We start from the raw sequence: 23,439 nt of genomic DNA, 5'->3' as shown, positions 1-23,439 counted from the left end.
AGTAGCTCCAGTATAGGCAAAAAAGCAAAGTAAAAGCTATTATTTACGACGTCTGCTTGGCTCTCTTTTACCAGTGATGCGTTTTTTATCGCGATCTTTTCGCGACTTGTTAGTATTTTTACGATTATCTTTTGGCTTTTTATTAGGATCTGGCTCGTAACCTTCTAACCACTGCGGCGTTAAACGCGTATCGAGTAGTACTTCAATTTCTTCTAGCAGCCATTGCTCATCAAGACTTACCAGCGACATAGCAAGTCCTTGTTCGCCAGCACGACCTGTACGGCCAATACGGTGCACGTAATCCTCGGCAATGTATGGTAGTTCAAAGTTAATTACGTATCTAAGTGTAGAAATATCTAAACCACGCGCAGCTACATCGGTTGCAACAAGTACGCGTGTAATACCTTCTTTAAAGTTTTGCAATGCACGGTCGCGTGCGCCTTGCGATTTGTCGCCATGGATTGATTCGGTTTTTAAACCGTCTTTACACATTTCTTTAGCAAGCTGATCAGCCATTTGTTTTGTGCGAGTAAAAATAAGCACTTGGCGCCAGTTTTTCATACCAATCATGTGCGATACAAGTTCGCGCTTACGATCCTCATCTACAGCGTAAATAACTTGCTCTACTTCAACGGCTGCTGAGTTACGTTTATCAACTTCAATTAGCTCTGGGTTTTTAAGTAACTTTTTACTGAGTTCAAACACGCTGTCATCAAACGTAGCTGAAAATAGTAAAGTTTGGCGATCGCCCGGGATATGGCGCAATATGCGTCTTATTTCGTCAATAAATCCCATATCAAGCATGCGATCGGCTTCGTCAAACACTAACGAATCTACGCTTGAAAGTACCACACTGCCTTTAACTATATGATCAAGCAAACGCCCAGGTGTTGCCACTATAACTTGCGCTGTTTTAAGTGCTTTTATTTGAGGGCCAATACTTGCGCCACCATAGGCTAAAGCGCCATTGATATTAGTGCCTTGTGCGTACTTTTCAAAGCTTGCAAATACTTGCTGAGCAAGCTCACGGGTTGGCGTTAAAATGACTACACGTGCAAGGCCTTGCTCATCTTTTTTAGGGGTATTTAAAAGCTTATGTAATAAAGGTAAAACAAAGGCGGCAGTTTTACCCGTACCTGTTTGCGCGCTGCCCATTACATCACTTCCGGCTAAAATAGGCGGAATAGTTTTAATCTGAATTGCGGTTGGTTGAGTGTAATTATTTTGCTCAATCGCTGTTAATAATAACGGGTCGAGATTAAGTGATGAGAACGTAGTGGCAGACATAGGCTTAGCTTTAAAATAACAAAGAGCGCTATTGTACGCATATTACTGTACTGCGTAAATTAACCAGTCCAGAAAAGTATTTAATCGTGGTTGCTCACTTTCGCTTTAGCGCTAAAAACAATAAAAAAGGCGCTAAATAACAGCTGTATTTAGCGCCTTTTATAATTTGCTGTAGCTTTAAGCTGGCTTTAGTGTCGCTTTACGCTCGTTGTAAAACGCTATTAAATCGTCAACTGTTGCTTGGCAGTATTCGCGTATACCCGAAACTACCATATGCTTTTCACCACTACCCACTTTAACGCCGTTTTCTAACAGGTTAAAACGTAGTGTAATTTTTCCGCGCTTGCCGGCGTACTCAAAACTAGGCTCTGCAAACTCAAGTTCTGGTGCTGTAATATCAAGATTATCAAGGTTGATAAGCATTGATTCGTAAATAATCATTGGGCGAGCAGGGTTAATCATTACCTCTTGCTTACCCATTAATGGAATAATTACATGCGGGAAAGTAGTACCAGAAAACTCAACATAATTTTTTATTAGGCTATTAGTCAGTGCTGGGCATTGGCTGGTTTTACCTTTGCGCTTTACCTTTAAAATAACTTTTTCGCCATTGGTTACATCAAACTCATCAGCCCCTTCAGGGAAGTTAAGTTTGGTGTTTTCATCAACCATACCGGCAAAAGTAAATTCCATTTGTTCACTAATACCGTAGCGGTCTAGTACCAATGAAAAAAGTAAGTCTCCTGGCGCGCAAAACTTTTTGGCATCTTTGTCGTGAAGTGGATTGTAATCGTCAGCAACGCATTTAGCGAATCGACAACCTTGCTCACGAGAGATAGAAACATAATCAGCATGCTGCTGAAAAAAAGGACTTAACATAGTTTGTTCACTGCTTAAACTGCTTATAACCTATCTATATTACCAGAAAAAAAATACTGAGAGGTCGAATCTGTTAGATTAGTTGCTAAATAAAACAGAGCAATAAAAAACAATGACCTTTTATTTACTAGCGCTATCAATTATATGTGTTTTTCCGTATTGCAAAATATCAATAATGCGACAACCCCTTTGGCACTACTTACTAGCTTTAGGTGTTGTGAGTGCATATTTTCAAGGTTATATAAATTTATATGCTCTGCTGTTCACTGGGCTTTACGTTGTTTTATACTACTGTGTGCTAAATACAAAGCAGGCAATAATACGCGCTACTTTAAGTACTGTGTTTATAGTTTCCTCATTAGCATTGGCACTTCATTGGGTACCTGGTTTTAATAACCTCCCCATTGTTATAAACGAGCGTATTACAAGCGATGCGATTGCTTTTACCCTTTATGCTAATTTTGATAAAGCTATGGCGGGTTTATTTCTTTGTGCTTACTTTTATTCGAATAAAAAAGCTTTAAAAGCAGACTCTAATAAAGCAGACCCATCAAACGTTAAACAACCCATTTTAATAATTATTGCTACTGTTTTAGCTGCGCTCACTGCGGCTTTAATGCTTGGACTTGCAAGCTTTAACCCTAAGGTTCCTGGCTTTTGGTTAGCCTTTATGGCTATTAATCTTTTATTTACCTGTGTTGCCGAGGAAGCTTTATTTCGAGGTTTACTACAAACTAAGCTTAGCAAAATAATTACACCGACCCGTTTAGCAATACTTGCCCCTGTAATTACTGCAGGTATTTTTGCTTTGGCACATTTTGCTGGAGGAATTAACTATGTATTGGTTTCATTTATTGCCGGCTTGGGGTATGGCTATGTTTTTTATAAAACGCAGCGCTTAGAGTGGGCTATTTTATGCCATTGGTTGGTTAATGTTTGCCACTTCTTTTTGTTTACTTATCCTATGCTCAATAAAATCTAAATACATTTACAAATGCTAACAATTTACTTAGTAGTAAACATTGCCCGCATTTGATTTTGTTAGTAATTTACTATTTCAAATAATAAATTAAGGGACTAATAAATATGCTACGTTTTATAACGGCAATAACAGTGCTCGCCACAATAACGGGTTGTTCAAGCATGACTTATCATACAGATATAGACAACGGCGTTTTATCTCAAGAAATTGGCACCTACGTTAATAAAAGAGATTTACAGCAATTTTATAGCGACCAAGAAGCACACGAAAGTGGCGCTACACTCCTAGGCCGAATAGAAGGTGAAAGCTGTGATGGCGACGGTATGGGTAACAATAATGTAAGCTATAACCGCTCTAAATCAAACGCGATTGATTTACTTAAAGCTGATGCTATGCGCAAAGGCGGAAATGCTTTTACTATTAATTCTTGTAGTGAAACGTCTGTATCGTATTGCGACCTATCTGTTTTATGCACCGGACAGGCCTACGACTATTAATAAGTAAAAGTGCAAATTATATATTAAGCGCAAAGCTAAGTAGTACGCGCTTTCCAGACTCGATTTTAGATACGCTGTGTTCGTACTTATCGGGTCTGAATAAATACACGCGATTAAATAAATTTATAATGCATTTTGAGCATTTAAATACCCCACCCGCTTTAGGTTTTTCTAATACAAAGTTGAGCTTGTAATAGCGCCCTTGCTGCACAGGGTCAATATGGTTCATTACGCTGTGATTAGTTGGGTAAGTAACAAGGTTTATCGAAAATGTATTACTGCTAAAAATAGCTTTGTTTTTAACGGTTGCAATCATACTGCCTCCTATGGGTTTACATGCCTTATTGTATCATTGGGTTGAGTACTAATACTTTAGTTAAACAATATCAAAATGCCATGTCATATAGCTAAACAACCTGACACAAAAAAGCCGAACTTATTTTACTAAGCTCGGCTTTTATAAGTGCATTTTAGTAATTATGCACTTGGGTATTCGCGGTACGCACGCTCTATATTTTTAGCCTGCTTTTTAGAAATACCTAAATGAGCAAGTGCAACACGTAAACGAGCACGTGATAAGTCAGACCCCAATATTTCCATTGCATCAAGCACTGACGTACTTGACGTTTTGCCAGTAATTGCGACAAATATTGGCTCTAAAAAGTCTTTAATCTTAAGCTCGTGGAATGTTGCAACTTCTTTTGCAATTGCAAAAATAGCGGGCTTTTCAAAGCTACGTAAACCTTCAAGCTGCCATACAAAAAATTGTAGCGCTTGGCGAATCACGTTTTCGTCTGCTTTGCCGGCTGTTAATAGCGCAGGATCGTAAGTTGGAATACCACCTACAAAGTGCCCTGCAAGCTCAACCATATCCGACAGCGTATTAATACGTGTTTTAACTTCTGGTAATATTTTAGCGAGCATTTCGCCATTAAACTTCCAATCAACAAAGCGCTGAATTAACTGCTCGTCGGTTAGATTTTCACGGATCCACATGCCGTTTAACCAGCTTAGTTTATCTACGTCAAATACCGGACCACCAAGCGATACACGCTTCATGTCGAAGTTTTCAATCATCTCGTTTAACGTGAACTTTTCACGCTCATCTGGCATTGACCAGCCCATGCGACCTAAGTAGTTAAGCACGGCTTCTGGCAGGTAGCCCATTTCTTTATAGTAATTAATAGACGTTGGGTTTTTACGCTTAGACAGCTTTGATTTATCTGGGTTACGTAGTAATGGTAAGTGACCAAGTACTGGTGCTTCCCAACCAAAATCTTCATACAGCTTTAATAACTTAGGTGCTGAGTTAATCCACTCTTCACCACGAAAAATATGGCTAATTTCCATATGGTGGTCATCAACCACGTTCGCTAAAAAGTACGTTGGAAAACCATCTGCTTTTAAAAGCACTTGCATGTCTACGTTTTCCCACGGGATCTCAATTTCATCACGTAGGTAGTCGTTAAACTTAAATGTGCCTTCGCTTGGGATTTTCATACGTATAACGTAAGGTTTGCCTTCAGCTAAGTTTGCTTTAATTTCTTCATCTGTATGGTTTAAACCACGACCGTCATATTTAGGGCGTAGGCCTTCTGCCATTTGCTCTTCACGCATTTGATCAAGCTCTTCGCTTGTTGCAAAGCAGTAAAACGCTTTACCATCATCAACTAACTGATGCGCGTATTTTTTATATAAATCGCTACGCTCAGATTGACGGTAAGGACCAAATTCGCCACCCACATCAGGACCATGATCCCACTCAAGCCCTAACCAACGTAGGCTATCCATAATCGCAAGTTCAGACTCTGGCGTGCTACGTACTTGGTCTGTATCTTCTATACGAAGTACAAATTCACCGCCTTGTTGTTTAGCAAAACAGTAGTTAAATAAGGCGATATAAGCGGTGCCAAGATGCGGGTCACCAGTTGGCGACGGGGCAACACGGGTGCGAATTGTCATGGTATATTCTCTTTAAATAAGTGAGATAATAAAAGTGGTTTATGCAGCTACTTTGTTTAAGTAAGCAATAATATCGTTTGATTCATACAGCCATTGTACTTGGCCGTTTTGCTCTATACGCAGGCAAGGCACTTTAACTTTTCCGCCTTGTTCTAGTAGCTCTTGACGATATTGCTCATTGTCTTTTGCATCACGCGTTTCTATGTTTAAGCCTTCGCGTTTAATGGCGCGACGTACTTTTACACAAAACGGGCATGCTTTAAATTGATACAGTTTAAATTGTGAGGTTTGCTGATCAAGCTGTGCTTGCTCGTCGCTTGCACGCTTTTTACTGCGAGGAGTAAATACAAAATTAAAGAATAAAATTATACAACCTAAAAACCAACGAACTAATTTCATGTTCTGCGCTCTGCTTACAACAATTTAAGGAGCCAGATTTTAGCACAAATTTACAATCAAAAAAGTGTAATACTGCGAGAATTACACTCAAGTAATTTAATTTACTAAAAGTGCTTCTATAGCAAGACCATATCATCCCTATGAAGTACTTCTGCGCCACTATCGTAATCGAGTAACTGGCCTATTTGACTAGAATGCGCACCCTTTATTTTATTTACTTCAACGCTACTAAAGCGCGTTAATCCCCGTGCAATTACTTGCTTTTTATTATCTATTAAATCAATTAAATCACCGCGTTCAAAACGTCCAAATGCATTAGTAACGCCTTTAGCAAGTAAGCTTGCGCCTTTATTTTGCAGCGCTGTAATAGCACCTGCATCTATAACAATTTGGCCGGTACTTTTAGGCCCGGCTAGTAACCATTTTTTACGGCCATCTTTTGGAGCGGTGAGTTTTAAAAAACGCGTGCCTGGTAACTCGTCACTCATGCATTTTAAAATAACGTTTTTACCTGCGCCTTTAGCAATAATAACTTCAACACCTGCGCGCCTTGCAATGTCGGCGGCCTGCAGTTTAGTCGCCATACCGCCGGTGCCTAAATTTGTACCACTGCCACCAGCAAGTTGTCGCAGCTCATCATTTATATGTGTTACTTCACCAATGAGGGTGGCATCGGCGTTTGTGCGTGGATCGCTGGTAAATAACCCTTCTTGATCAGTAAGTAGCAGTAACTTATTAGCATTAGCCAAAATAGCGACAAGTGCCGATAAATTATCGTTGTCGCCTACTTTTATTTCACTGGTAGCGACTGCGTCATTTTCGTTAATGATGGGTACAACGTCGTAATTTAATAACGCATTGAGTGTATCGCGGGCATTAAGGTAGCGCTCTCTGTCGTCTACATCGGCGCGAGTAAGTAGCATTTGCCCTACATTTACACCGTATAAACCAAACAAGCTCTGCCAAATATGAATAAGTTGACCTTGTCCAATTGCAGCAAGCATTTGTTTATCAATTAAGCTTCTGCCACAGGGTTTTAATAGTTGTTCGCGCCCAGCAGCAACCGCACCGCTCGATACTAAAATAACGTGATGGCCTTGTTTTTTAAGCTCGCAGCATTGGCGTACTAATTCAACCATATGTGCTTTGTCTAGCTTATCGGTGCCGCCAGTGAGTACGCTTGTACCAAGCTTTACAACTATTACCTGTTCCCTTTGCATGTGCTTTTTACTACTGATTAATTAAAGATGAATTAATTTATACCAGCTCGGTATTTTTGAACAAGTTAAAAATATTCATGCTAGGATCTGATTTTATTAAATTATATAAATTACTCTCTATGCCTGCCAGTTTATGTTTAATTATTGCCACCTTTTTATGGGGCAGCTCTTTTATAGCGCTTAAATACGCCATTGCTATTTACGACCCTGCATTGGTGATATTTTTACGCATGCTCACCACGTTAGTTTTGTCGCTTTGTTTGTGGCGCTACGTTATTCGGTTTGAGTATTTAAAAGGTGACTGGAAGTATTTAGTGGGTATGTCGCTTGCTGAACCTTGCTTGTACTTTTTATTTGAAGGCCATGCAATGGAATACACATCGGCCTCGCAGGCTGGTGTTATTGTGTCGTGCTTGCCCATTATTATTGCGCTGCTTGCCTTTTTATTGCTTAAAGAATACATAAGTAAATCCATCGTGGTCGGTTTTACGCTGTGTATTGGCGGCAGTATTTTACTTACGCTTCTTTCACCCAGTTCTGAGCAGGCACCTAATCCGTTGTTGGGTAACTTTTTAGAGCTTATGGCTATGGTGTGCGCTGCATTTTATACCGTAAGTATTAAACATTTAGCTAATCGCTACTCGCCCCTGACTTTAATTGCGTTGCAAGGTATTAGCGGCAGCTTGTTTTTTGCACCGTTTTTATTTTTTATCGACCTACCAAGCGAAAACCAACACGACTTAACCGCACTTATGAGCATTTTGTATTTAGGCTCGTGTGTAACCCTTGGCGGCTACGGCATGTACAACTACGCTATTAGCAAAGTATCGGTATTAACCGCTGCTGCGTACTCTAATTTAATTCCTATTTTTACACTTATTTTGTCAGCTATTATTTTGGGCGAAGTGCTCAACGTTTGGCAATGGCTGAGCATATTTGTGGTATTTATTGGTGTAATGGTAAGCCAGCGCCATCAAGAACTTGTGGTTGATATACCGCTTAATGAATCGGGCGAAGACATTTGCGCAGATACAAGCAATCTTAAATCAGTACCCGAGGCAAGCGAATCAAAAGGGTAACAGGTAAGCAAATACAGCCCGGGTGTTTGTAAAAATGTGTTTTGGGATTGATGAATAACCTCAATCCCCGTTACTTTATAATTTTGTATCACCCCACTTTGCAGCTGCAAAGTAAACGCCTCTCCCACTTTTGCGTTTTGTAAAAATGCAAAGTGGGTGTCGTTATGCCCTGCTATTAGCGCGCCTTTTTCGTTTCCAAATTCTTTTCCGCCAAGCTCCCCTGCGGGTAAAAATTGGCTAGGCGCAAATGCTAAATTACGACCACTCGCTCCAGCCAATACGCTTAATGTTTTATTATGGCTTGGCCAATCAAGCTTTGCAGTAACGTAGCTGTCGGCGTAATACCACGGCCTTACTTTAATCCCGGGTGATTTAAGCGCCTCTTGCCATGCTTGCTCAATTAATACTTGAGCAAGCCACGCTTTTGCCTGCATATAAGCGCCGTAACCAAATAATCCAAGCCCAGCGATTAGTAAACCCACGCTTAGCCACTTTTTCATTTACGTGCCCTGCTTAATTTAAATGATCGGTTTATTTTAAGAGCACCAAATCCCAATAATAAAATACAGCCTAGCAATATATGTAACCTGCTTTGCCCATCGGTTTGCGGTAAACGCATTGCCATACCTTGTGGTACTGCATTAGTAGCTTGCGCTGTTTGCTCTGCCACTTCTTTTATGTGAGTTTGTTCAATCGCTATAAAAGCAGTAAACGGGCTAAGTAATTGATGAGTAAGTGCAAGCTCCTGTACTTCATCTTTAACTGTATTTTGCTCGTTGTATAAAAGTAATGACTTGATTTTTTGGCGCGCCCACAGTTTTGCTATACCTTGAGCGCTTGAGCTATTTTGTGTACTTAATTTAATACTTAAAGGCCCTTGTGCTGTTTGCCCAGCAAGTACCACACTTTTAGCATTATTAAGTTTTATAGCGACCATAATAGGCTCGCCAAAATATAAATCAGGTAGTGGTGATGGCCAAAAATCTAAGCTGTTACCGCTTTCATCGCTTAGCGCCAAATTAGTAATAGCCGGATGTGCAAGCTTATCAAATAACTGCTGCATTTTAGGTTGCACCTCACTTGTGCTGCCTATAAACGTAAATGAGCCTTTGCCTATATCTGCCGCTCGGCGCATAAAAAAGCTGTTAGGTGCGCTGCCAATACCTACCGTAAATAAGCGGCTATCGCCTAACTTACTTTGAATATTTTTAAACAATGCGTCTTCGTTGCTTACGCTGCCATCAGTTAAAAATACAACTTGGCGTACAAAACCATCAAACTCGCTGCCATCAAGTACGGCATTAAGCGCACCTTGTATTTCTGTGCCGCCGTCGGCTTCTAGGCTATAAATAAATCGCTCTGCACGGCGTAAATTAAAGTCGCTGGCTATAAGTGGTTTATCGCTCATTGGAGTTACTAAGTTGTCAAAACCAATAATGTTAAAGCTGTCGTCGCTATCAAGTAATGACAGCGCATAAAACAAGGCTTTTTTAGCTTGCTCCATAGATTGCCCGTGCATAGAGCCTGACGTATCAACTACAAATACCATTTCGCGAGGTAAGCGCTGAGTTTGTGTAAAGTGATCCCCCGGTGGCATTAGCATAGCAAGCCCGTATCGGTCACCATTTTCAAACTGCTCAGTAAAAAATGCGGCTTGAGCTTGCTCTTTTTGCAGCGGTTTAAACTCAAGTACAAAGTCGCGATTAACTGCATTTGTCTCATTTAACGCTATTTTATATTGCCCAAATGCTGTGTTTTGTACATCAACATTATGAAATTTAGAATTGATATCCACCAGCTCTAAGCCTACGTCTATATCAATGTTTAAGCTAAATTGGCTGCTTGGTACGTTATCAATTTTAGTACTATTTTGAGTGATGTTTTGAATGCTGTAAACAGGGCTTAACCATCCCGTTGGGAGCGGATTAACATGCGCTTTATTTTGAGTACTAACCTCAACCTCACCACTAATCGCGTGATAACGCGGTGTAATGGTAGTCGGAAATCTAATAGCAAATGTACCGCTGCTATAATCAATTATTTCTTGATACTCAAGCTCAATTATTACTTGCTCACCAGGGCCAATATTTGCCACATTAGTAATAAACATATTGGCGCGTTGCTGGCGTACAAGGGCCGCTTGCTTACCTGCTTTTTTAGCCTCTTCGTATTTTTTTTCAGCTTCCACTTTTTTATCAATTTGGCCTTTAATGACTCGCTCACCTATACGCATCGTCATGGCATGTACGGCGCTTTCATCAGGCAATGGAAAAACGTAGCGCGCGTTAACTGCAAACGGGTTTTCATTTTGATAGGTTTGCGTAACTACAACATGATTAATTAGGCCAGTTAAGGTCATATTGGCGTCGCTTTTTAATATTATTGCTGGGCCTGCTGGCGCACCATTGCTATCAAAAAGCTCTAACTTGGGTGATTGCGCATGGCTTTTAAAGCTAGCTAACAGCACAATCACTATGAATATAAAAATGCTTACTTTAGTAAGCATTTTGGTTGATTTACTCAACATAAAATCACTCCATCGAACGCTTAGCTTTACTTAGGTTCCGTTAGGTTTAGTTACTCGCCGTTTGGCCATTTGCTGGGTACATTGAGCGAGTGGTAAGCGTTACGCGTCTATCAAAAAAGTTATCTTCCACCGTGTTGCTGTTAGCCAATGTTTGCTGCTCGCCAAATGCCTGCGTGCTTAAGCGTTTATGGCTCACACCGTGTTTTATTAAATAGCTTTGCACAGCATTTACACGCGCTTTAGAAAGTAAAAGGTTAGCTTGCTCATCGCCGCGTTGATCGGCAAAGCCACTTAAATCAAGTGCGAGTTGTGATTGGTTGTTTAACAAGGTAACGAGTTGGTCTAACTGCAGTGCAAAATGCGGGGCAATAACACTTGAACCTGTTTTAAATTGCACCGTCATCGCCAATAAGTTATTAATTTGAACTTGAGTTAACTGCTCATTTTGATTGGCAAGCACTTCTACCTGTTGCTCTAATATATTGTTGTGGTTAAGCACGTGTTGGTAATCGCTGGTTTTTTCTTCCATAACCGTAATTGCACGCTCTTGCTCTGCAATTTTGTTATCAGCTACTTTTGAATCACCTATTAAACCACCGGCAAATGCCCCAATAAACGCACCTATTGGCCCGCCTACTACGCCGCCAATAATAGCGCCTGCACCTAGCCCAATAGCCGTTTCTTTATGGGCTTCTTTTGATGGCGTGTTAGATGTTGAGGCAATTGCTGGAGTACAAAAACTAGCAATCAGTGTTAACGCAATTAATGTCTTCTTCATGATTTGATCCTTAAACTTACTTTTTAATTTGTGATGTTTTGTTTTGATGGGTGTATTAAAACAAGTTCAAGTGGCAATAAAGGGGAGCAAAAATGGCAAACTGCTGAGCAATTGTGGCAAAAAAATGGCAATTGCCTTTTTAACCTTACTTAGGTTAAGAACTTCGTTATAGTGCACAACAGAGGCAATAGGATAATGATTAGAATGAAAAAAATAGCCATCATTGAAGATGAACCCGCAATCCGCGAAAACTACATAGAAATGCTGAGCTTACAGGGCTACCAAGTGAGTGGCTTTGCAGATCGCGCCAGCGCTGAAGCTGCATTTAAAAATGCCCTGCCCGATTTAGCCATTGTTGATATTGGCCTAGGCCATGAAATAGATGGCGGTTTTTTACTGTGCCAAACATTGCGATCGCTTTCTAAAACACTGCCTATTATTTTTTTAACCGCCCGCGATAGCGAAATAGATACTGTATGCGGCCTGCGCATGGGCGCCGACGACTACCTAACAAAAGACATAAGCTTGGCTCACTTGGCTGCGCGTATTGGTGCGCTGTTTCGCCGAATGGAAGCACTTGAACAACCTGCTGATGCAAACGCACTCATAACACGCGGACAATTAACGCTCGACACACAACGCATGCAGGTATTTTGGCAGCAACAATTAGTTGATTTAACCGTAACCGAATTTTGGATGCTGCATTCACTCGCCCAGCGACCTGGCCATGTTAAAAGCCGTAACGAATTAATGAGCGATGCAAAAATTTATGTAGACGACAGCACCATTACTTCACACGTAAAACGTATTCGTAAAAAATTTATAGCACTCGATAGCACCTTTGATTGCATAGATACCGTGTATGGCATGGGCTATCGGTGGGAACAACACTAATGCTACGATTTGGTCTGCGCAGTAAATTTATATTACTTTCATGTTTTTTGTTTTTGCTACCGTGGCTTGGCTACGAGTACGTGTGGGAAATGGAAAAGTTTTTACGCCAAGGCCAAGAAAAAACCCTCGTAGGCACCACTCGAGCACTTGCTACTGCATTACATGAGCGCCCCGCATTATTTGACGAGCAAACCAACTTTTTAGACCAAGTAGTAAAAGGCCGCGATTTATACGCTTATAATCTTAAAAACCCTATTCAGCTCGACGGTAAACTTAACGATTGGGACAGCTACCAGCCGTTATTTTGGCATTACGACAAGCGCTACTTACAAAAAACAGATAACAAACATCAAGCCAGTGACTTATCGTTTGATCATATGGTGGGAAAATTTGATAACTACTTATACGCCGTATTTAAAGTCACCGACAATACCCTTATTTATCGCGCTAAAAATAGCTTAAGCATTACCAATAACGATTATTTACAAATTGGCCTAAAAACGCCAGACGGTCAGTTTAATACTTACATTATTGCGCCGCGCCAAGATGGTTGGGTTAATGCGTTTGATGCAAATACCAAAGCCCCTTTTACAAAAATTCAGGGCTATTTTGAAAGTACCAAATCAGGATATAACGTAGAGCTGCGCTTTCCTATTAACATGCTGGGCAACAAACTTGGCTTTGCCATTGTTGACATTGATAGTAAAGAGGCATTGTTAGAGCCTAAAATAATGTCGACCTCAAACTTAAATAACCCAAACGATTTAGGCTCTGTATTAGTCCCTTCTCCAGAAATTAGCCGTATTTTAAAAGGCATGGGCCACAGTGGTAGCCGCATTTGGGTGGTCGATAACCATCATCGCGTACTTGCGCAGTCGGGTACTATTCAAAATGCAGATGGCGTTTGGGCTGATGGACTTGCTAACCAAGCACCTGAAACGTGGTGGCAGCGCTTTGAGCAAAATTACTTACACCCAATTTACTATAAAATTTTAACGCGTCCCGAAAATGAGTTTTTAGATACCCTGCACGATGTAGCTTCTATGCAGGGCACACATTTAGCGAAAGCATTAAAAGGACAACCAGCATCGTCTTGGCGCTTAACCCCCGACAGCAAAGCCGTTATTTTATCGGCCGCTTACCCTATTTGGATCCAAGACCAAGTAATTGGCGCAGTAATAGCAGAGGAAACCACAAACGGCGTACGTACGCTGCGTAATAAGTCACTCGAAAAACTGTTTAACGTTATTTTAGCTGTGATGCTAATTGGTACTGTGACTTTATTCTTTTTTGCCTCACGTATATCGAACCGTATTAGACGACTACGCGATACCGCTGAACAAGCAATTGATGCACAAGGGCGTGTTACCGGCAGTATTAATTACAGCGATGCTAACGATGAAATTGGCGATCTGTCTCGTAGTTTTTCAAACATTGTAAGCCGACTTGGCGGCTATACCGATTACTTAGAAAATATGTCGTCGCGGTTATCGCATGAACTACGCACGCCTGTTGCGGTAGTACGCTCATCACTTGAAAACTTACAAAGCTTGCCACAAAACGAGCTGAGTCAAAAATACCTCGATCGCGCCAGTGAAGGCGTTGAACGCTTAGGTAAAATAATAACCACCATGAGCGAAGCCACTCGCCTTGAGCAAAGTATTCAAAGCAACGAGCCTGAGCCTTTTGATTTACAAAAAGTAATAAATGGTTGCATGCAAGGCTATCAGCTTACTTACCCAAACCAGTTATTTACGCTTGATGTATGCCAAAACAAATTACCTATGCAAGGTGCACCGGAGTTTATAGCTCAGCTGCTTGATAAACTTATTAATAACGCGCTGGAGTTTAGTGAAGCCAATACGGCTATTAATGTAGGCCTTAAGCAGAGCGAAAATAAAGCAACATTAACAGTGAGTAATACAGGCCCCGCGTTACCCGAAGGACTCACTGAGCATATTTTTGACTCTATGGTGTCGGTACGTAGCCAGCAAATGCAGCAACAGCCACATTTGGGATTAGGGCTTTATATTGTAAGGCTGGTGTGCGACTACCATAAAGGCAGTGTAACAGCGCAAAACAACGAACAAGGTGATGGTGTAGTGTTTACCGTAACACTGCCGTTAGTTAATGGTTAAGGCTGTATTTATACCGTTATATTTGTACCGTTATATTTATAGCCACAGCATTATATGCAAATAGTAAGTACGCAATAAATTAAATTCAGCTGTATATTTTTAGTTAAAAAGAGTTATTTTAATTTACCTTAACTACATATAAATTAACAAATAAACCCCTCTCATCCCTCAAAACCTGCCGGTTACAATTTAGTACAACTTCAAATGTAACTATTCACTTTTAATTCAGTCGAATGACCATACCCTACATCATATTAAAGTATTAAATTGAAGGAATACTCATGAAACCATCACTAGAGCGTGAAGAACTAGACTTTATTTTTGACTTATACAGGCCCTCTAAAAAACCTGAGTCTGAAAATGTAAAACCAAAAAGTACAAACTACAAAGAGCTAAGAAAGCACGACGCGACTAAAAACCAAGGCGTATCGCACTACTTAGTCTAATTTTATTACGCTTGGGACTTCTCATGTTCTAAAAATGCTTTAATGCAGTTTATTTCTGCAAGTTTTACTTCTTCGCCTATTTCAGGGCCTTTTTTGCCATTTTTAAGTGCATTTTGCACTACCAGTTTCTTATCCATTTTTTGCAGTTCAGTATGAATTGCTCGCAGCTTAGCTGCTTGCGGGTATGGCTTATCAACAAGTGTTTCACCACGCCCTTGTGCATCGCATTGGCATGCTTGGGTAAACGCTATAAAACGTTCTGGGTGTACCAACGCATTTAAGTTAGTCACTATTAGCTTGTGAATGGTTTGCGGCCTTAACTGATCAATCGTGTGGCAAAGGGTGTGATTATCACTGGTGAGTACGCCAACATCGCGAAAACGGTTAGGCACTTTTAAGCGCTCACAAAACGCCTCAATAACTGCAACACCTTCGCGTTCGTGTCCACGTAGGTTTCCATATTTTTTAAAACTAAGCGCTTTTCCAAAATCATGGGTTAGTGCAGCAAAACGAGTTTCCAAGTTAAAATTCAAATCCGCTGCACGCCTAAGTACCAGCATAGTATGCACAAATACATCACCTTCAGGATGATGGTTTGCTGGTTGCGGTACATTAACCATGCGCTCAAGCTCTGGAAAAACCCCCAAACCTTGCAATGCTTCAAAATAAAGCTCAGGGTACTTTTCACCCAGTGCTTTTTCGGTTTCAAGCCACACGCGCTCAGGTACTAAATGATTTAGCTCACCTTTATTTTTAAGCTCGCGCATTAATGCATACGTACTTGGGTGAATACGCCAATCACTGCCATAGCGCGCTAAAAAACGGGCAATACGCAGTACTCGAACAGGGTCTTCTACAAATGCCTCAGTGGTGTGGCGCAGTGTTTTATTTTGTAAGTCAGTTTGGCCATTAAACGGGTCAATAATATTACCGTGTTCATCAAGCGCCATTGAATTTATGGTTAAATCACGCCTTGCTAAATCTTCTTCTAGCGTCACTGTTGGGCTGGCATCAACCACAAAGCCAGTATAGCCTTTGCCGCTTTTACGCTCTGTGCGCCCAAGTGCATATTCTTCTTTTGTTTTTGGGTGTAAATAAACAGGAAAATCGCTACCTATTGGTACAAAACCGAGCGACTGCATTGTGTCTGGCGTTTCACCAATCACTACATAATCGTTATCTTTTGATTTTATATTTAGCAGTTTGTCGCGCACTGCACCACCAACGAGGTAAACTTTTTTTAAGTTACTTTTCACTTTATTCCCATAAACATTAATAAAATTGTTTGATACTAATCATAACATTAATTAAAAAATTCTGCGGTGTTTGCCAAGCTTAAGTAAGCTCATTACAATGGCGCATTATTTTCAGCTATAGCCTCACAATTAATGAAAAACCATTCATCAAAAAAAGAACTTATGTTACTACCCATTTTATTAGTGGTTATTTTAATGTGTGTGGCGGGTCACTTTTTACTACAAGCTAATTTTCAAGACAGTAATATGGTTGAATATATGTTGGCAGCGCTTCCATTTGCTATGTTTGGATTGGTTATTGTGGCGTTTAAAATGGCGGCTAAAAGCGAAAAGGATGAACAAAACGAGCAGGACTCTTAATCCTGCTTAGTTTTAGCTACTTATTATAATTTAAAGTATGTGATAGCCAAACCAGTCTGGCTTTATAGGCTGCGATATACCGCTGGGCGTGAGCTTAATGTTTAGCTGGCTATCGAGTAAATCAATGGCAAAGCAATCGTCTACGTCATGTAAATCATCTTTATGGATATGGCTAAGCCCTGCTAGTAAATCGTTTTTAGCTCGCTCTTTAGCTTCATGGCTACTGCTTGCAACATACAGTGCAAAGTCGTGTTGCTCAGCCATAGAATCACTTCTGTAAGCGCCTAAATTTACAAAATAGAGTTGTTTATTTTGCTCCACATAACTATCAACAACGTCTACTTTAAAGCCATCAATATGATTAATTGCCATGTAGCTATCCATGTGAACACTACTTCTGTCGCCTACCCACTGGCTTTTTAACTTTGTATAAGTTTGCTCGATGTTTTGCCCTACAACAAAACGAATATCATGCATTTCAATGTGGCAACCTTGAATCCGGCCACCTAAATACACCATAAATAACTGCATGCTTTTCCTTAACCTAAATTATCAACATCAATATTATGCTTTTTAATCAACTTATAAAAATCTGAGCGATTGCGCTTGGCAAGCTTAGCGCCTTCGGCTACGTTACCACCTGCCATTTTTAAAGTGTTAATTACATAGTCGCGCTCAAACTCTTTTTTAGCGTCGTTTAGTGATAATGGTTCTACGTTTGTTTCGTTACTATTTAGCGCAGCTAATACTAAGTGCTCTGAAATAACATCGCTTGGCGTTAATGCTACAACCTGCTCTACTACGTTTTGTAATTGGCGGATATTACCTGGCCAGTCGTAACGCACAAGCGCATGCATAGCATCGCTGGCAAAGTGTTTTTCAGTTTGCTTCATGCGCTTAGCAATGCTTGCACTAAAGTGCTGTGCTAATAAGCTTATATCTTCGCGGCGCTCACACAGTGGCGGTAATTTTAAATTAACTACGTTTAAGCGATAGTATAAATCTTCTCTAAATTGCTGGTTTAAAATAGCTTCAGGAAGATTTTTATGTGTTGCCGATACAATACGTACATCAATTGCTATTTCTTCTTGAAAGCCTACGGGGCGAATTGTTTTTTCTTGTAATACGCGCAGTAACTTAACCTGCAAGTTAAGTGGCATATCACCTATTTCATCTAAAAATAGCGTGCCGCCCTCAGCTTGTTGAAACAAGCCTTGGTGATCTTTAATTGCGCCCGTAAAAGAGCCCTTTTTATGACCGAATAATTCAGACTCTAAAAGCTCCCCTGGTACAGCGCCGCAGTTAATTGCAACGAAAGGGCCACCGCTTACATGACTATGCTGATGAATCGCTTGTGCGAGTAGCTCTTTACCTGTACCACTAGCCCCCGAAATCAATACATTAACTTGCGTTGGCCCAAGTAGTTTTACTTGCTCTAACAAGTGCAGCATTGCACCACTGCGCGTAACTATATTACTTTTAGGTGCTGCTTCATCTGCATTAACACCATGTATTTCTATCGCTTTAGCAAGGCTGTCAAATAGCTCATCTTTATCTACAGGTTTAGTTATAAATGCAAAAATGCCCTGCTTAGTTGCCTCTACGGCATCAGGAATTGAGCCATGCGCTGTCATCATAATGACAGGTAATGCAGGGTAGCGGCTTTGCAGCTGACGATGCAGTGCCATGCCATCCATTTCATCCATACGTAGGTCGGTTATTACGGCGTCAAACACTTGGCTTTTAAGTATTTGTAGTGCGGTTAAGCCGCTTTCACAGGTCGTTACTTCGTATCCTTTTGATTCGATACGAATAGCGAGCAGTTTTAATAAGCTAGCGTCGTCGTCAACGAGTAATACTTTTGCACCTTGCACTTTATTTGCTGCCATAGTTACTGCTCCTTAGTTTCTTCTCGTAGTAAAAGCTGCTGCTCAATAGTTGCTAACGATGAGAGGGTTTCTTGCATTTTATTATTAAGTGCTTGCTGCTCTTTTTTAGCATTTATTTGCATAGTCACTTGCTGCTTTTGAAGCCATAAATATTGCTTTATATCATCTGGCCAAAAGTAAGCAAGATCGAGTTTTAGCAACTTAGTCATTACCGTATTTGGATCATCATTTATGTTTAAGCACATAAATTTAAAAAAACGTTTAAGATCGTTTTCACCTGTAAAAATATCTTTTTTTGGCACCAATTTAAATCCGCCACACTGATTAGCGTGCCATGCTATAACTTGCTCTGCAGGCGGATAGCTTGGTTCAATTTTTGGTCTGGGTTTTGGACTAGGTTTACTGTTTTTGTCGTTTGCTATTTTGGTATCGACCACAGGTGCAGGTGTAATTGACACACGCTCTTCTTGCCCATTATTAATTTCACAACCTGATATAACAATGCTGCTACTAAGCACACATAAAATAGCGATTAAACGCAAGCGCATGTTAATTAACTCCTAGATTTTTTGTTATGGGAATTTTAATTGAAAACCGGCAACCATGCGGCTCGTTATGCTCAACAGTAAGTGTACCTCTTAGCTGTTCAACAGATTCTTTCACAATAGTTAAGCCAAGCCCACTGCCTTGCAGCGTAACATTTTTACTGTGTTTACCTTGATAAAATGCGCTGAAAATTTGAGTTTTTTCTTGCTCTTTAATACCGCACCCTTTATCAAGCACAGCAATGCAAAGTTGGTTTTGCTCAAGTGCTAAATTAATAGTAACGCTTTGCTTATCTTGTGAAAATTTTAAGCCATTTGAAATAAGCTGAATTAAAATCATCTCAATAAGCTCACTAGGTAAAGCAAGCTGTTTATTAGGTAAGTTATTTTGCCATTGCAGAGCTTGCTGACGCGCACTTAAGCGATGTTCAAAATGGCTATTAATTTTATTAATAAGATAGCTAAACTCAACTTCGCTTAGGCTGTCTTTACTGGTGCGAATCGCATTATAACTCAGCAGGCTGTCAATCATTGTACGAAGGCGCACCATAGATTGGCTAATAAGCTCAAGCACTGCTTTTTGCTCAGCAGTAATTGGGCCTACTATTTCATCAGTTAGTAAATCAGTGCCTTCGACCATTGAAGCAAGCGGCGTTTTTAGCTCATGGGTAACATGGCGTAAAAAGGTATCTTTTTGCTGCTCAAGCATGTGAAGTTGCTCTTGCACCCATTGGAGTTTTTCTCCTAGCTCAACTAGCTCAGCGGAGCCTTTCACAGATATTTTTTGCTGCCAATGCCCCTGCCCTAGCTTATCAATAACCGTAGTTAACCCTTTTAGTCGCCCACTTATACGCCATAAAAAACCACCACCAACAATTAAAGTAAGCGGAATAAGTGCCACCAGCCAGTTTATAAATGAAGTTTGTAGGCTTGTAAGCTCATTTTGGTTATTGGTAATTTGCGCTTCATTTTTATCACGTAACCATAAAGTAAGCTCAGCAACTAAATCGCTCACTGGCACAAATAGCTCCGCTTGCTGTTGTTTTTGCTCAACAAGCTCTACATGCGCTGTTTGTAAGGTGACATATAAGCGTTGCCATTGGTGGGTGTAATCTTTATCCGTGTTTACAAATTTAAGTTCATCAATACTTTGCAGGGATGATTGCCATTTATCGACAATGAGCTTATCTAACGATTCGCTTTTTAATACCCAGTTTTGCCTAGTGGCGCGCTCAAGGCTGTTGAGTTCTTGTTTTAGAGTATTAAACGATTTGGTAACTTGGTAGTTGTTACTCACGATACTTTGAGTCACTGCTAATTGCTTGTTAAGCGCATTTAAAAATACAATCACCACTATAGAAAGCGGGAGTAACGAAAGCAGCATACTCATTGCAAATTGCCCAATTAAATTAGGCCGCCAGTTAAGCATTGCATGGTATTTTTTAGCTATGGTTGCTGGCATTTCGTTTAGTCCTTTTAAGTTAAGCGTTCTATTATTAAGTGCTTACCTTATACACTAGCTGAACCAGCAATTATATTTAATACGATTAACAGCCAGCGCTACAAAAACAATGTGTCGCCAAATAGAGACAACGTAAACCATTGATTTTTAAACCCTACCTTTAATCTCACTACATAGTGTTGCAAAAGGTACACAAAAATTACAATAAACCCCGTAAAAACTTCTCACCCCCTTTAAGTTAAAAATATAAACACTTGAAAATTAACAACAATTATTTTTGGCATTATTTTTGTAGTAGGAGTAATAACTTTAATCAATAAGGAAATAATTATGAACAAACGCATTTTAGTAATTTCATCATTACTGGCTTTAGGCTTTTTAGGCGCTAACGCACACGCAATGGACGTTCACGCGACTTTTAACGAGCTTGATAAAGACAGTAATGGCACATTAAGTGAAGCCGAAGCAGGTGAAGATGCCGTTCTACACGAAAATTTTTTACAAATTGATACTAATCAAGATGGGCAATTGTCGCTAGATGAATTCAAAAAATTTATTCAATAAACTCATTTAATAAGGAACGTGATTATGAAACAACTTATAGCCGCTTTTTCATTAATGTTTTTAGCAATTAGTGCCACCGTAATTGCATCGCCAACAAACGTGCGCTTTGCCCATTTAGATAAAGATATGGATGGGCAAATATCAATTGTAGAAGCTAAGGAAGACAAGGAAGTAATGAGACAATTTGCCGACTTAGATGAAGACGGTGATGAAAAAGTCTCAAAAAAAGAATTTGAAAGCTTTAAGCCTTAATGAGTAATTACTGATTAAGCTTTACTTAAGCTTGTTACAAGTAAACTGAATTTAAAAGCATTTGCCATAATCCCTGAGGGAGTGTGTAAAAGGATTTAATGTTGGGAGTTAAATTACGGCAAGTGCTTTTTTCCTTTTTACTTTATTTTAGCCACGAACTTTTAATACATCTTTTGGAAGGAAGACCATGAAGATACTTTCCCTTGTTATAAGCATTTTAATGCTATTAAGTTTTGATGCCGCGGCACTTGATGTAAAGCAACGCTTTGATCACCTAGATAGCGACAAAAGTGGCTATTTAACACACGACGAACTTGATCCCCAACCACAACTTTTAAACACCTTTGTAAAATGGGACAAAAACCAAGATAACCAAATTTCGCTAGTCGAATTTAAAAGTTATCTAACTAACAACCTTTACTAAGTGATTTGTATGAAAAGTATTAGCTATATAACGCTGCTGGCGTTTAGTATTTTTAGCACATTTAGTTTTGCCGCAAGTAACGACATTGCAAAGCAATTTAAAAAGCTAGATAGGAATAAAGACGGTTTTTTATCACGTTCAGAAACCGCTATAGACCCGGCTTTGTGGTCACGGTTTTCAAGCTACGACAGTGACAAAGACGGTAAATTAGCATTAAATGAATATGGCTTATATGCAAGTAAGTAGTTTTATAGCTAGGTAAAAAAACACCTAGCTTATTATATCTATATCTATTAATTACGTTCAGGTTTTATTTTTAGAACAATGCGCCAAATACTCTGCATCAGTAGGTTTTGGGCTTACCATAAAATCCATTTTGAGATAAGTTAGAACAGGTTGATTACTCGTATTTTCAGTTGTCGCTTTCCAGCGCCATAAACCCACAGCAGCTGCCGCATTATTATCAAACACGCCCTCTGGGTAAGACGAGATAACCTTATACCCTTGGGCTTTACCTTGTGAATTAATTAACGTAGCAAGCTCAACACAACCTGAAATACTTTTCTTTGCAGCTTCTATCGGATATCGCGGCTCTACTCTTTTAACAACATCCCAATACTCACCTGCCTTACTTCGCAGTTCAGGACTCGATAAATCAATAATACTCAGCATTTCATCGCTTACTTGTTTATCAGACGTTGAACTACAGGCTGTTAGCATCATACTCAAGGGGAGTAATAAATAGAGAGCTTTCATAGCATTTCCTTATTCTTGATGCTTATTTAGTTGTTTGTAATATTCGTATTAAACTCATACCCATCAGATTTTATAAAGGTTCGATCCAAAATATTACACACACCGAAAGTAACTTTAAAGTGAGGTAAATAAGTACTTTTTTCAAACCTTGTAATTTTCCCCGTTACTTGAAATGTTTCATCAGTAGGAGATTTTTTTAGTTTTTCCTGTTACTTGAAATGTTTCGCCAGCCGGACAATTTTTTAAATATTTTTTACCTACTGGTATTGAATCAATCATGAAATCAATTCTGATATGAGTAAGTACAGGTTGTTTAGTTACATTTACGTTGGTAGGCAGCCAGGCCCATGTATTTAAAGATTGAGCTGCTGCTTCATCAAATAACCCTTTAGGATATGAAGAAATTACTTTATACCCTTGCGCCTTACCCTCAGAATTAATAATAGTCATGAGTTCTACACAACCTGCAAGACCTTTTTTTGCAGCAGCTATTGGATATCGTGGTTCTGTTCTTGTGGAAATATTCCAATAGTCTTTCACCCTGTCGCGCAGTTCAACACTTGATAAATCTATATAATCGCGTATTTCAGCATTTGATACATCAGTATGGTTTAGCTTTTCTACACTTTTATCTGCAGTAGGTGTCGATCCACATGCCGCAAGTAATGAAGTTAATGGGAGTAATAAATAGAGGGCTTTCATAGCGTTTCCTTATGCTTTATTGATTATTTTACATACTAAATAATTACATCAATTACCTATTTTGTAAACAGTTAATATAGAGAAAAGCCTTAAAATGAGGTCTATCAATTCATTGGTATTATAAAATCAAGTTTGTTAATG

Annotated in this window: 27 protein-coding genes; 11 read left to right on the top strand and 16 right to left on the bottom strand. The window is 39.7% G+C overall.

Annotated elements, in window-relative coordinates; all coding sequences use genetic code 11:
- Positions 1-39 precede the first annotated feature (39 nt).
- Both QL995_RS03920 and QL995_RS03915 read right to left on the bottom strand, forming a co-directional pair.
- Entirely contained in the window at positions 40-1,287 is a 1,248-nt protein-coding gene (locus tag QL995_RS03920; protein ID WP_024593280.1) for a DEAD/DEAH box helicase, read from the bottom strand.
- A gap of 177 nt (positions 1,288-1,464) precedes the next feature.
- Positions 1,465-2,166: a DUF3581 domain-containing protein gene (locus QL995_RS03915; protein ID WP_007581602.1), complete on the bottom strand. Its 702-nt coding sequence runs from the start codon at positions 2,164-2,166 to the stop codon at positions 1,465-1,467.
- Positions 2,167-2,278: 112 nt separating this feature from the next.
- On the opposite strand from QL995_RS03915, the gene QL995_RS03910 reads away from it, so the two are divergent.
- A complete protein-coding gene (locus QL995_RS03910) occupies positions 2,279-3,148 on the top strand; it encodes a CPBP family intramembrane glutamic endopeptidase (RefSeq protein ID WP_356947981.1) in 870 nt (289 codons plus the stop codon).
- Between the two features lie 104 nt (positions 3,149-3,252).
- Positions 3,253-3,645, top strand: coding sequence for a hypothetical protein (locus QL995_RS03905; RefSeq protein WP_282114554.1), 393 nt, complete (start codon positions 3,253-3,255; stop codon positions 3,643-3,645).
- Positions 3,646-3,661: 16 nt separating this feature from the next.
- Here the strand turns inward: QL995_RS03905 and QL995_RS03900 are convergent, their stop codons facing one another.
- The 4 genes from QL995_RS03900 to proB all read right to left on the bottom strand — a co-directional run bounded on the left by QL995_RS03900 (position 3,662) and on the right by proB (position 7,226).
- Positions 3,662-3,961 (bottom strand): hypothetical protein, encoded by a 300-nt coding sequence (locus QL995_RS03900; protein ID WP_021032137.1) that lies wholly within the window; start codon positions 3,959-3,961, stop codon positions 3,662-3,664.
- Positions 3,962-4,122: 161 nt separating this feature from the next.
- Positions 4,123-5,607 (bottom strand): glutamate--tRNA ligase, encoded by a 1,485-nt coding sequence (gene gltX, locus QL995_RS03895; protein ID WP_007581594.1) that lies wholly within the window; start codon positions 5,605-5,607, stop codon positions 4,123-4,125.
- 39 nt (positions 5,608-5,646) lie between these two features.
- Positions 5,647-6,006: a glutaredoxin domain-containing protein gene (locus QL995_RS03890; RefSeq protein ID WP_007581591.1), complete on the bottom strand. Its 360-nt coding sequence runs from the start codon at positions 6,004-6,006 to the stop codon at positions 5,647-5,649.
- A gap of 116 nt (positions 6,007-6,122) precedes the next feature.
- Positions 6,123-7,226: a glutamate 5-kinase gene (proB, locus tag QL995_RS03885; RefSeq protein ID WP_010553162.1), complete on the bottom strand. Its 1,104-nt coding sequence runs from the start codon at positions 7,224-7,226 to the stop codon at positions 6,123-6,125.
- A 119-nt stretch (positions 7,227-7,345) separates the two neighbouring features.
- Between proB and QL995_RS03880 the strand changes: the two genes are divergently transcribed.
- Positions 7,346-8,305 (top strand): DMT family transporter, encoded by a 960-nt coding sequence (locus tag QL995_RS03880; protein ID WP_169044267.1) that lies wholly within the window; start codon positions 7,346-7,348, stop codon positions 8,303-8,305.
- On the opposite strand, the gene QL995_RS03875 is transcribed toward QL995_RS03880, so the two are convergent.
- From QL995_RS03875 to pdsO, 3 genes are read right to left on the bottom strand one after another with little or no spacing between them, the layout of a single operon-like run.
- Entirely contained in the window at positions 8,200-8,805 is a 606-nt protein-coding gene (locus QL995_RS03875; RefSeq protein WP_290292978.1) for a class GN sortase, read from the bottom strand. The two genes, QL995_RS03880 and QL995_RS03875, sit on opposite strands and share 106 nt — an antisense overlap.
- Entirely contained in the window at positions 8,802-10,832 is a 2,031-nt protein-coding gene (locus QL995_RS03870; protein WP_290292976.1) for a marine proteobacterial sortase target protein, read from the bottom strand. Before QL995_RS03870 ends, QL995_RS03875 begins: the two co-directional genes overlap by 4 nt.
- A 46-nt stretch (positions 10,833-10,878) precedes the next feature.
- On the bottom strand, positions 10,879-11,610 hold the full coding sequence (pdsO, locus tag QL995_RS03865) for a sortase-associated OmpA-like protein PdsO (protein ID WP_290292973.1): 732 nt from the start codon (positions 11,608-11,610) through the stop codon (positions 10,879-10,881).
- 204 nt (positions 11,611-11,814) lie between these two features.
- Here pdsO and pdsR point away from each other — a divergent pair, with 204 nt between their 5' ends.
- The 3 genes from pdsR (at position 11,815) to QL995_RS03850 (ending at position 15,088) form a co-directional block, all read left to right on the top strand.
- Positions 11,815-12,504: a proteobacterial dedicated sortase system response regulator gene (gene pdsR / locus QL995_RS03860; protein ID WP_166378079.1), complete on the top strand. Its 690-nt coding sequence runs from the start codon at positions 11,815-11,817 to the stop codon at positions 12,502-12,504.
- Positions 12,504-14,642 carry a proteobacterial dedicated sortase system histidine kinase gene (gene pdsS / locus QL995_RS03855; RefSeq protein WP_197151926.1) on the top strand — a complete coding sequence of 713 codons (2,139 nt, stop codon included), beginning with the start codon at positions 12,504-12,506 and terminating at the stop codon, positions 14,640-14,642. Before pdsR ends, pdsS begins: the two co-directional genes overlap by 1 nt.
- 281 nt (positions 14,643-14,923) lie before the next feature.
- Complete coding sequence (locus QL995_RS03850; RefSeq protein WP_007581574.1) at positions 14,924-15,088, top strand: hypothetical protein; 165 nt, start codon at positions 14,924-14,926, stop codon at positions 15,086-15,088.
- A gap of 5 nt (positions 15,089-15,093) precedes the next feature.
- Here the strand turns inward: QL995_RS03850 and QL995_RS03845 are convergent, their stop codons facing one another.
- A complete protein-coding gene (locus QL995_RS03845) occupies positions 15,094-16,344 on the bottom strand; it encodes a multifunctional CCA addition/repair protein (RefSeq protein ID WP_007581573.1) in 1,251 nt (416 codons plus the stop codon).
- Between the two features lie 132 nt (positions 16,345-16,476).
- Here QL995_RS03845 and QL995_RS03840 point away from each other — a divergent pair, with 132 nt between their 5' ends.
- The gene (locus QL995_RS03840) at positions 16,477-16,704 is read left to right on the top strand and encodes a hypothetical protein (protein WP_024611697.1); all 228 of its coding nucleotides are present in this window, start codon (positions 16,477-16,479) and stop codon (positions 16,702-16,704) included.
- A gap of 30 nt (positions 16,705-16,734) precedes the next feature.
- Here the strand turns inward: QL995_RS03840 and QL995_RS03835 are convergent, their stop codons facing one another.
- Genes QL995_RS03835 through QL995_RS03820 form a run of 4 tightly spaced genes read right to left on the bottom strand, consistent with a single transcriptional unit; the run spans position 16,735 to position 20,600 of the window.
- Positions 16,735-17,235: a DUF1543 domain-containing protein gene (locus QL995_RS03835; protein ID WP_290292955.1), complete on the bottom strand. Its 501-nt coding sequence runs from the start codon at positions 17,233-17,235 to the stop codon at positions 16,735-16,737.
- Positions 17,236-17,243: 8 nt separating this feature from the next.
- A complete protein-coding gene (locus QL995_RS03830) occupies positions 17,244-18,593 on the bottom strand; it encodes a sigma 54-interacting transcriptional regulator (protein ID WP_169059782.1) in 1,350 nt (449 codons plus the stop codon).
- A 2-nt stretch (positions 18,594-18,595) separates the two neighbouring features.
- A complete protein-coding gene (locus tag QL995_RS03825) occupies positions 18,596-19,141 on the bottom strand; it encodes a hypothetical protein (protein ID WP_169059783.1) in 546 nt (181 codons plus the stop codon).
- Between the two features lies 1 nt (position 19,142).
- Positions 19,143-20,600: a HAMP domain-containing sensor histidine kinase gene (locus tag QL995_RS03820; RefSeq protein ID WP_010553149.1), complete on the bottom strand. Its 1,458-nt coding sequence runs from the start codon at positions 20,598-20,600 to the stop codon at positions 19,143-19,145.
- A gap of 330 nt (positions 20,601-20,930) precedes the next feature.
- Here QL995_RS03820 and QL995_RS03815 point away from each other — a divergent pair, with 330 nt between their 5' ends.
- The 4 genes from QL995_RS03815 to QL995_RS03800 all read left to right on the top strand — a co-directional run bounded on the left by QL995_RS03815 (position 20,931) and on the right by QL995_RS03800 (position 22,086).
- Positions 20,931-21,164 (top strand): cag pathogenicity island protein Cag25, encoded by a 234-nt coding sequence (locus tag QL995_RS03815; RefSeq protein WP_007581561.1) that lies wholly within the window; start codon positions 20,931-20,933, stop codon positions 21,162-21,164.
- 24 nt (positions 21,165-21,188) lie between these two features.
- Positions 21,189-21,416: a hypothetical protein gene (locus tag QL995_RS03810; RefSeq protein WP_007581559.1), complete on the top strand. Its 228-nt coding sequence runs from the start codon at positions 21,189-21,191 to the stop codon at positions 21,414-21,416.
- 187 nt (positions 21,417-21,603) lie between these two features.
- The gene (locus tag QL995_RS03805) at positions 21,604-21,840 is read left to right on the top strand and encodes a hypothetical protein (protein WP_007581558.1); all 237 of its coding nucleotides are present in this window, start codon (positions 21,604-21,606) and stop codon (positions 21,838-21,840) included.
- Between the two features lie 9 nt (positions 21,841-21,849).
- Positions 21,850-22,086, top strand: a complete 237-nt coding sequence (locus QL995_RS03800) for a calcium-binding protein (protein ID WP_024598659.1) — start codon at positions 21,850-21,852, stop codon at positions 22,084-22,086.
- Between the two features lie 57 nt (positions 22,087-22,143).
- Here the strand turns inward: QL995_RS03800 and QL995_RS03795 are convergent, their stop codons facing one another.
- Both QL995_RS03795 and QL995_RS03790 read right to left on the bottom strand, forming a co-directional pair.
- On the bottom strand, positions 22,144-22,596 hold the full coding sequence (locus tag QL995_RS03795) for an energy transducer TonB (protein ID WP_290292941.1): 453 nt from the start codon (positions 22,594-22,596) through the stop codon (positions 22,144-22,146).
- Between the two features lie 180 nt (positions 22,597-22,776).
- Positions 22,777-23,298 carry an energy transducer TonB gene (locus QL995_RS03790; RefSeq protein WP_290292939.1) on the bottom strand — a complete coding sequence of 174 codons (522 nt, stop codon included), beginning with the start codon at positions 23,296-23,298 and terminating at the stop codon, positions 22,777-22,779.
- Between the last annotated feature and the right edge of the window lie 141 nt (positions 23,299-23,439).

This window comes from Pseudoalteromonas sp. APC 3358 (assembly GCF_030408075.1).
Taxonomy (GTDB): Bacteria; Pseudomonadota; Gammaproteobacteria; order Enterobacterales; family Alteromonadaceae; genus Pseudoalteromonas; species Pseudoalteromonas arctica.
Note: the sequence above shows the minus strand (reverse complement) of the source record. Positions and strands in the feature narration are given on the sequence as shown.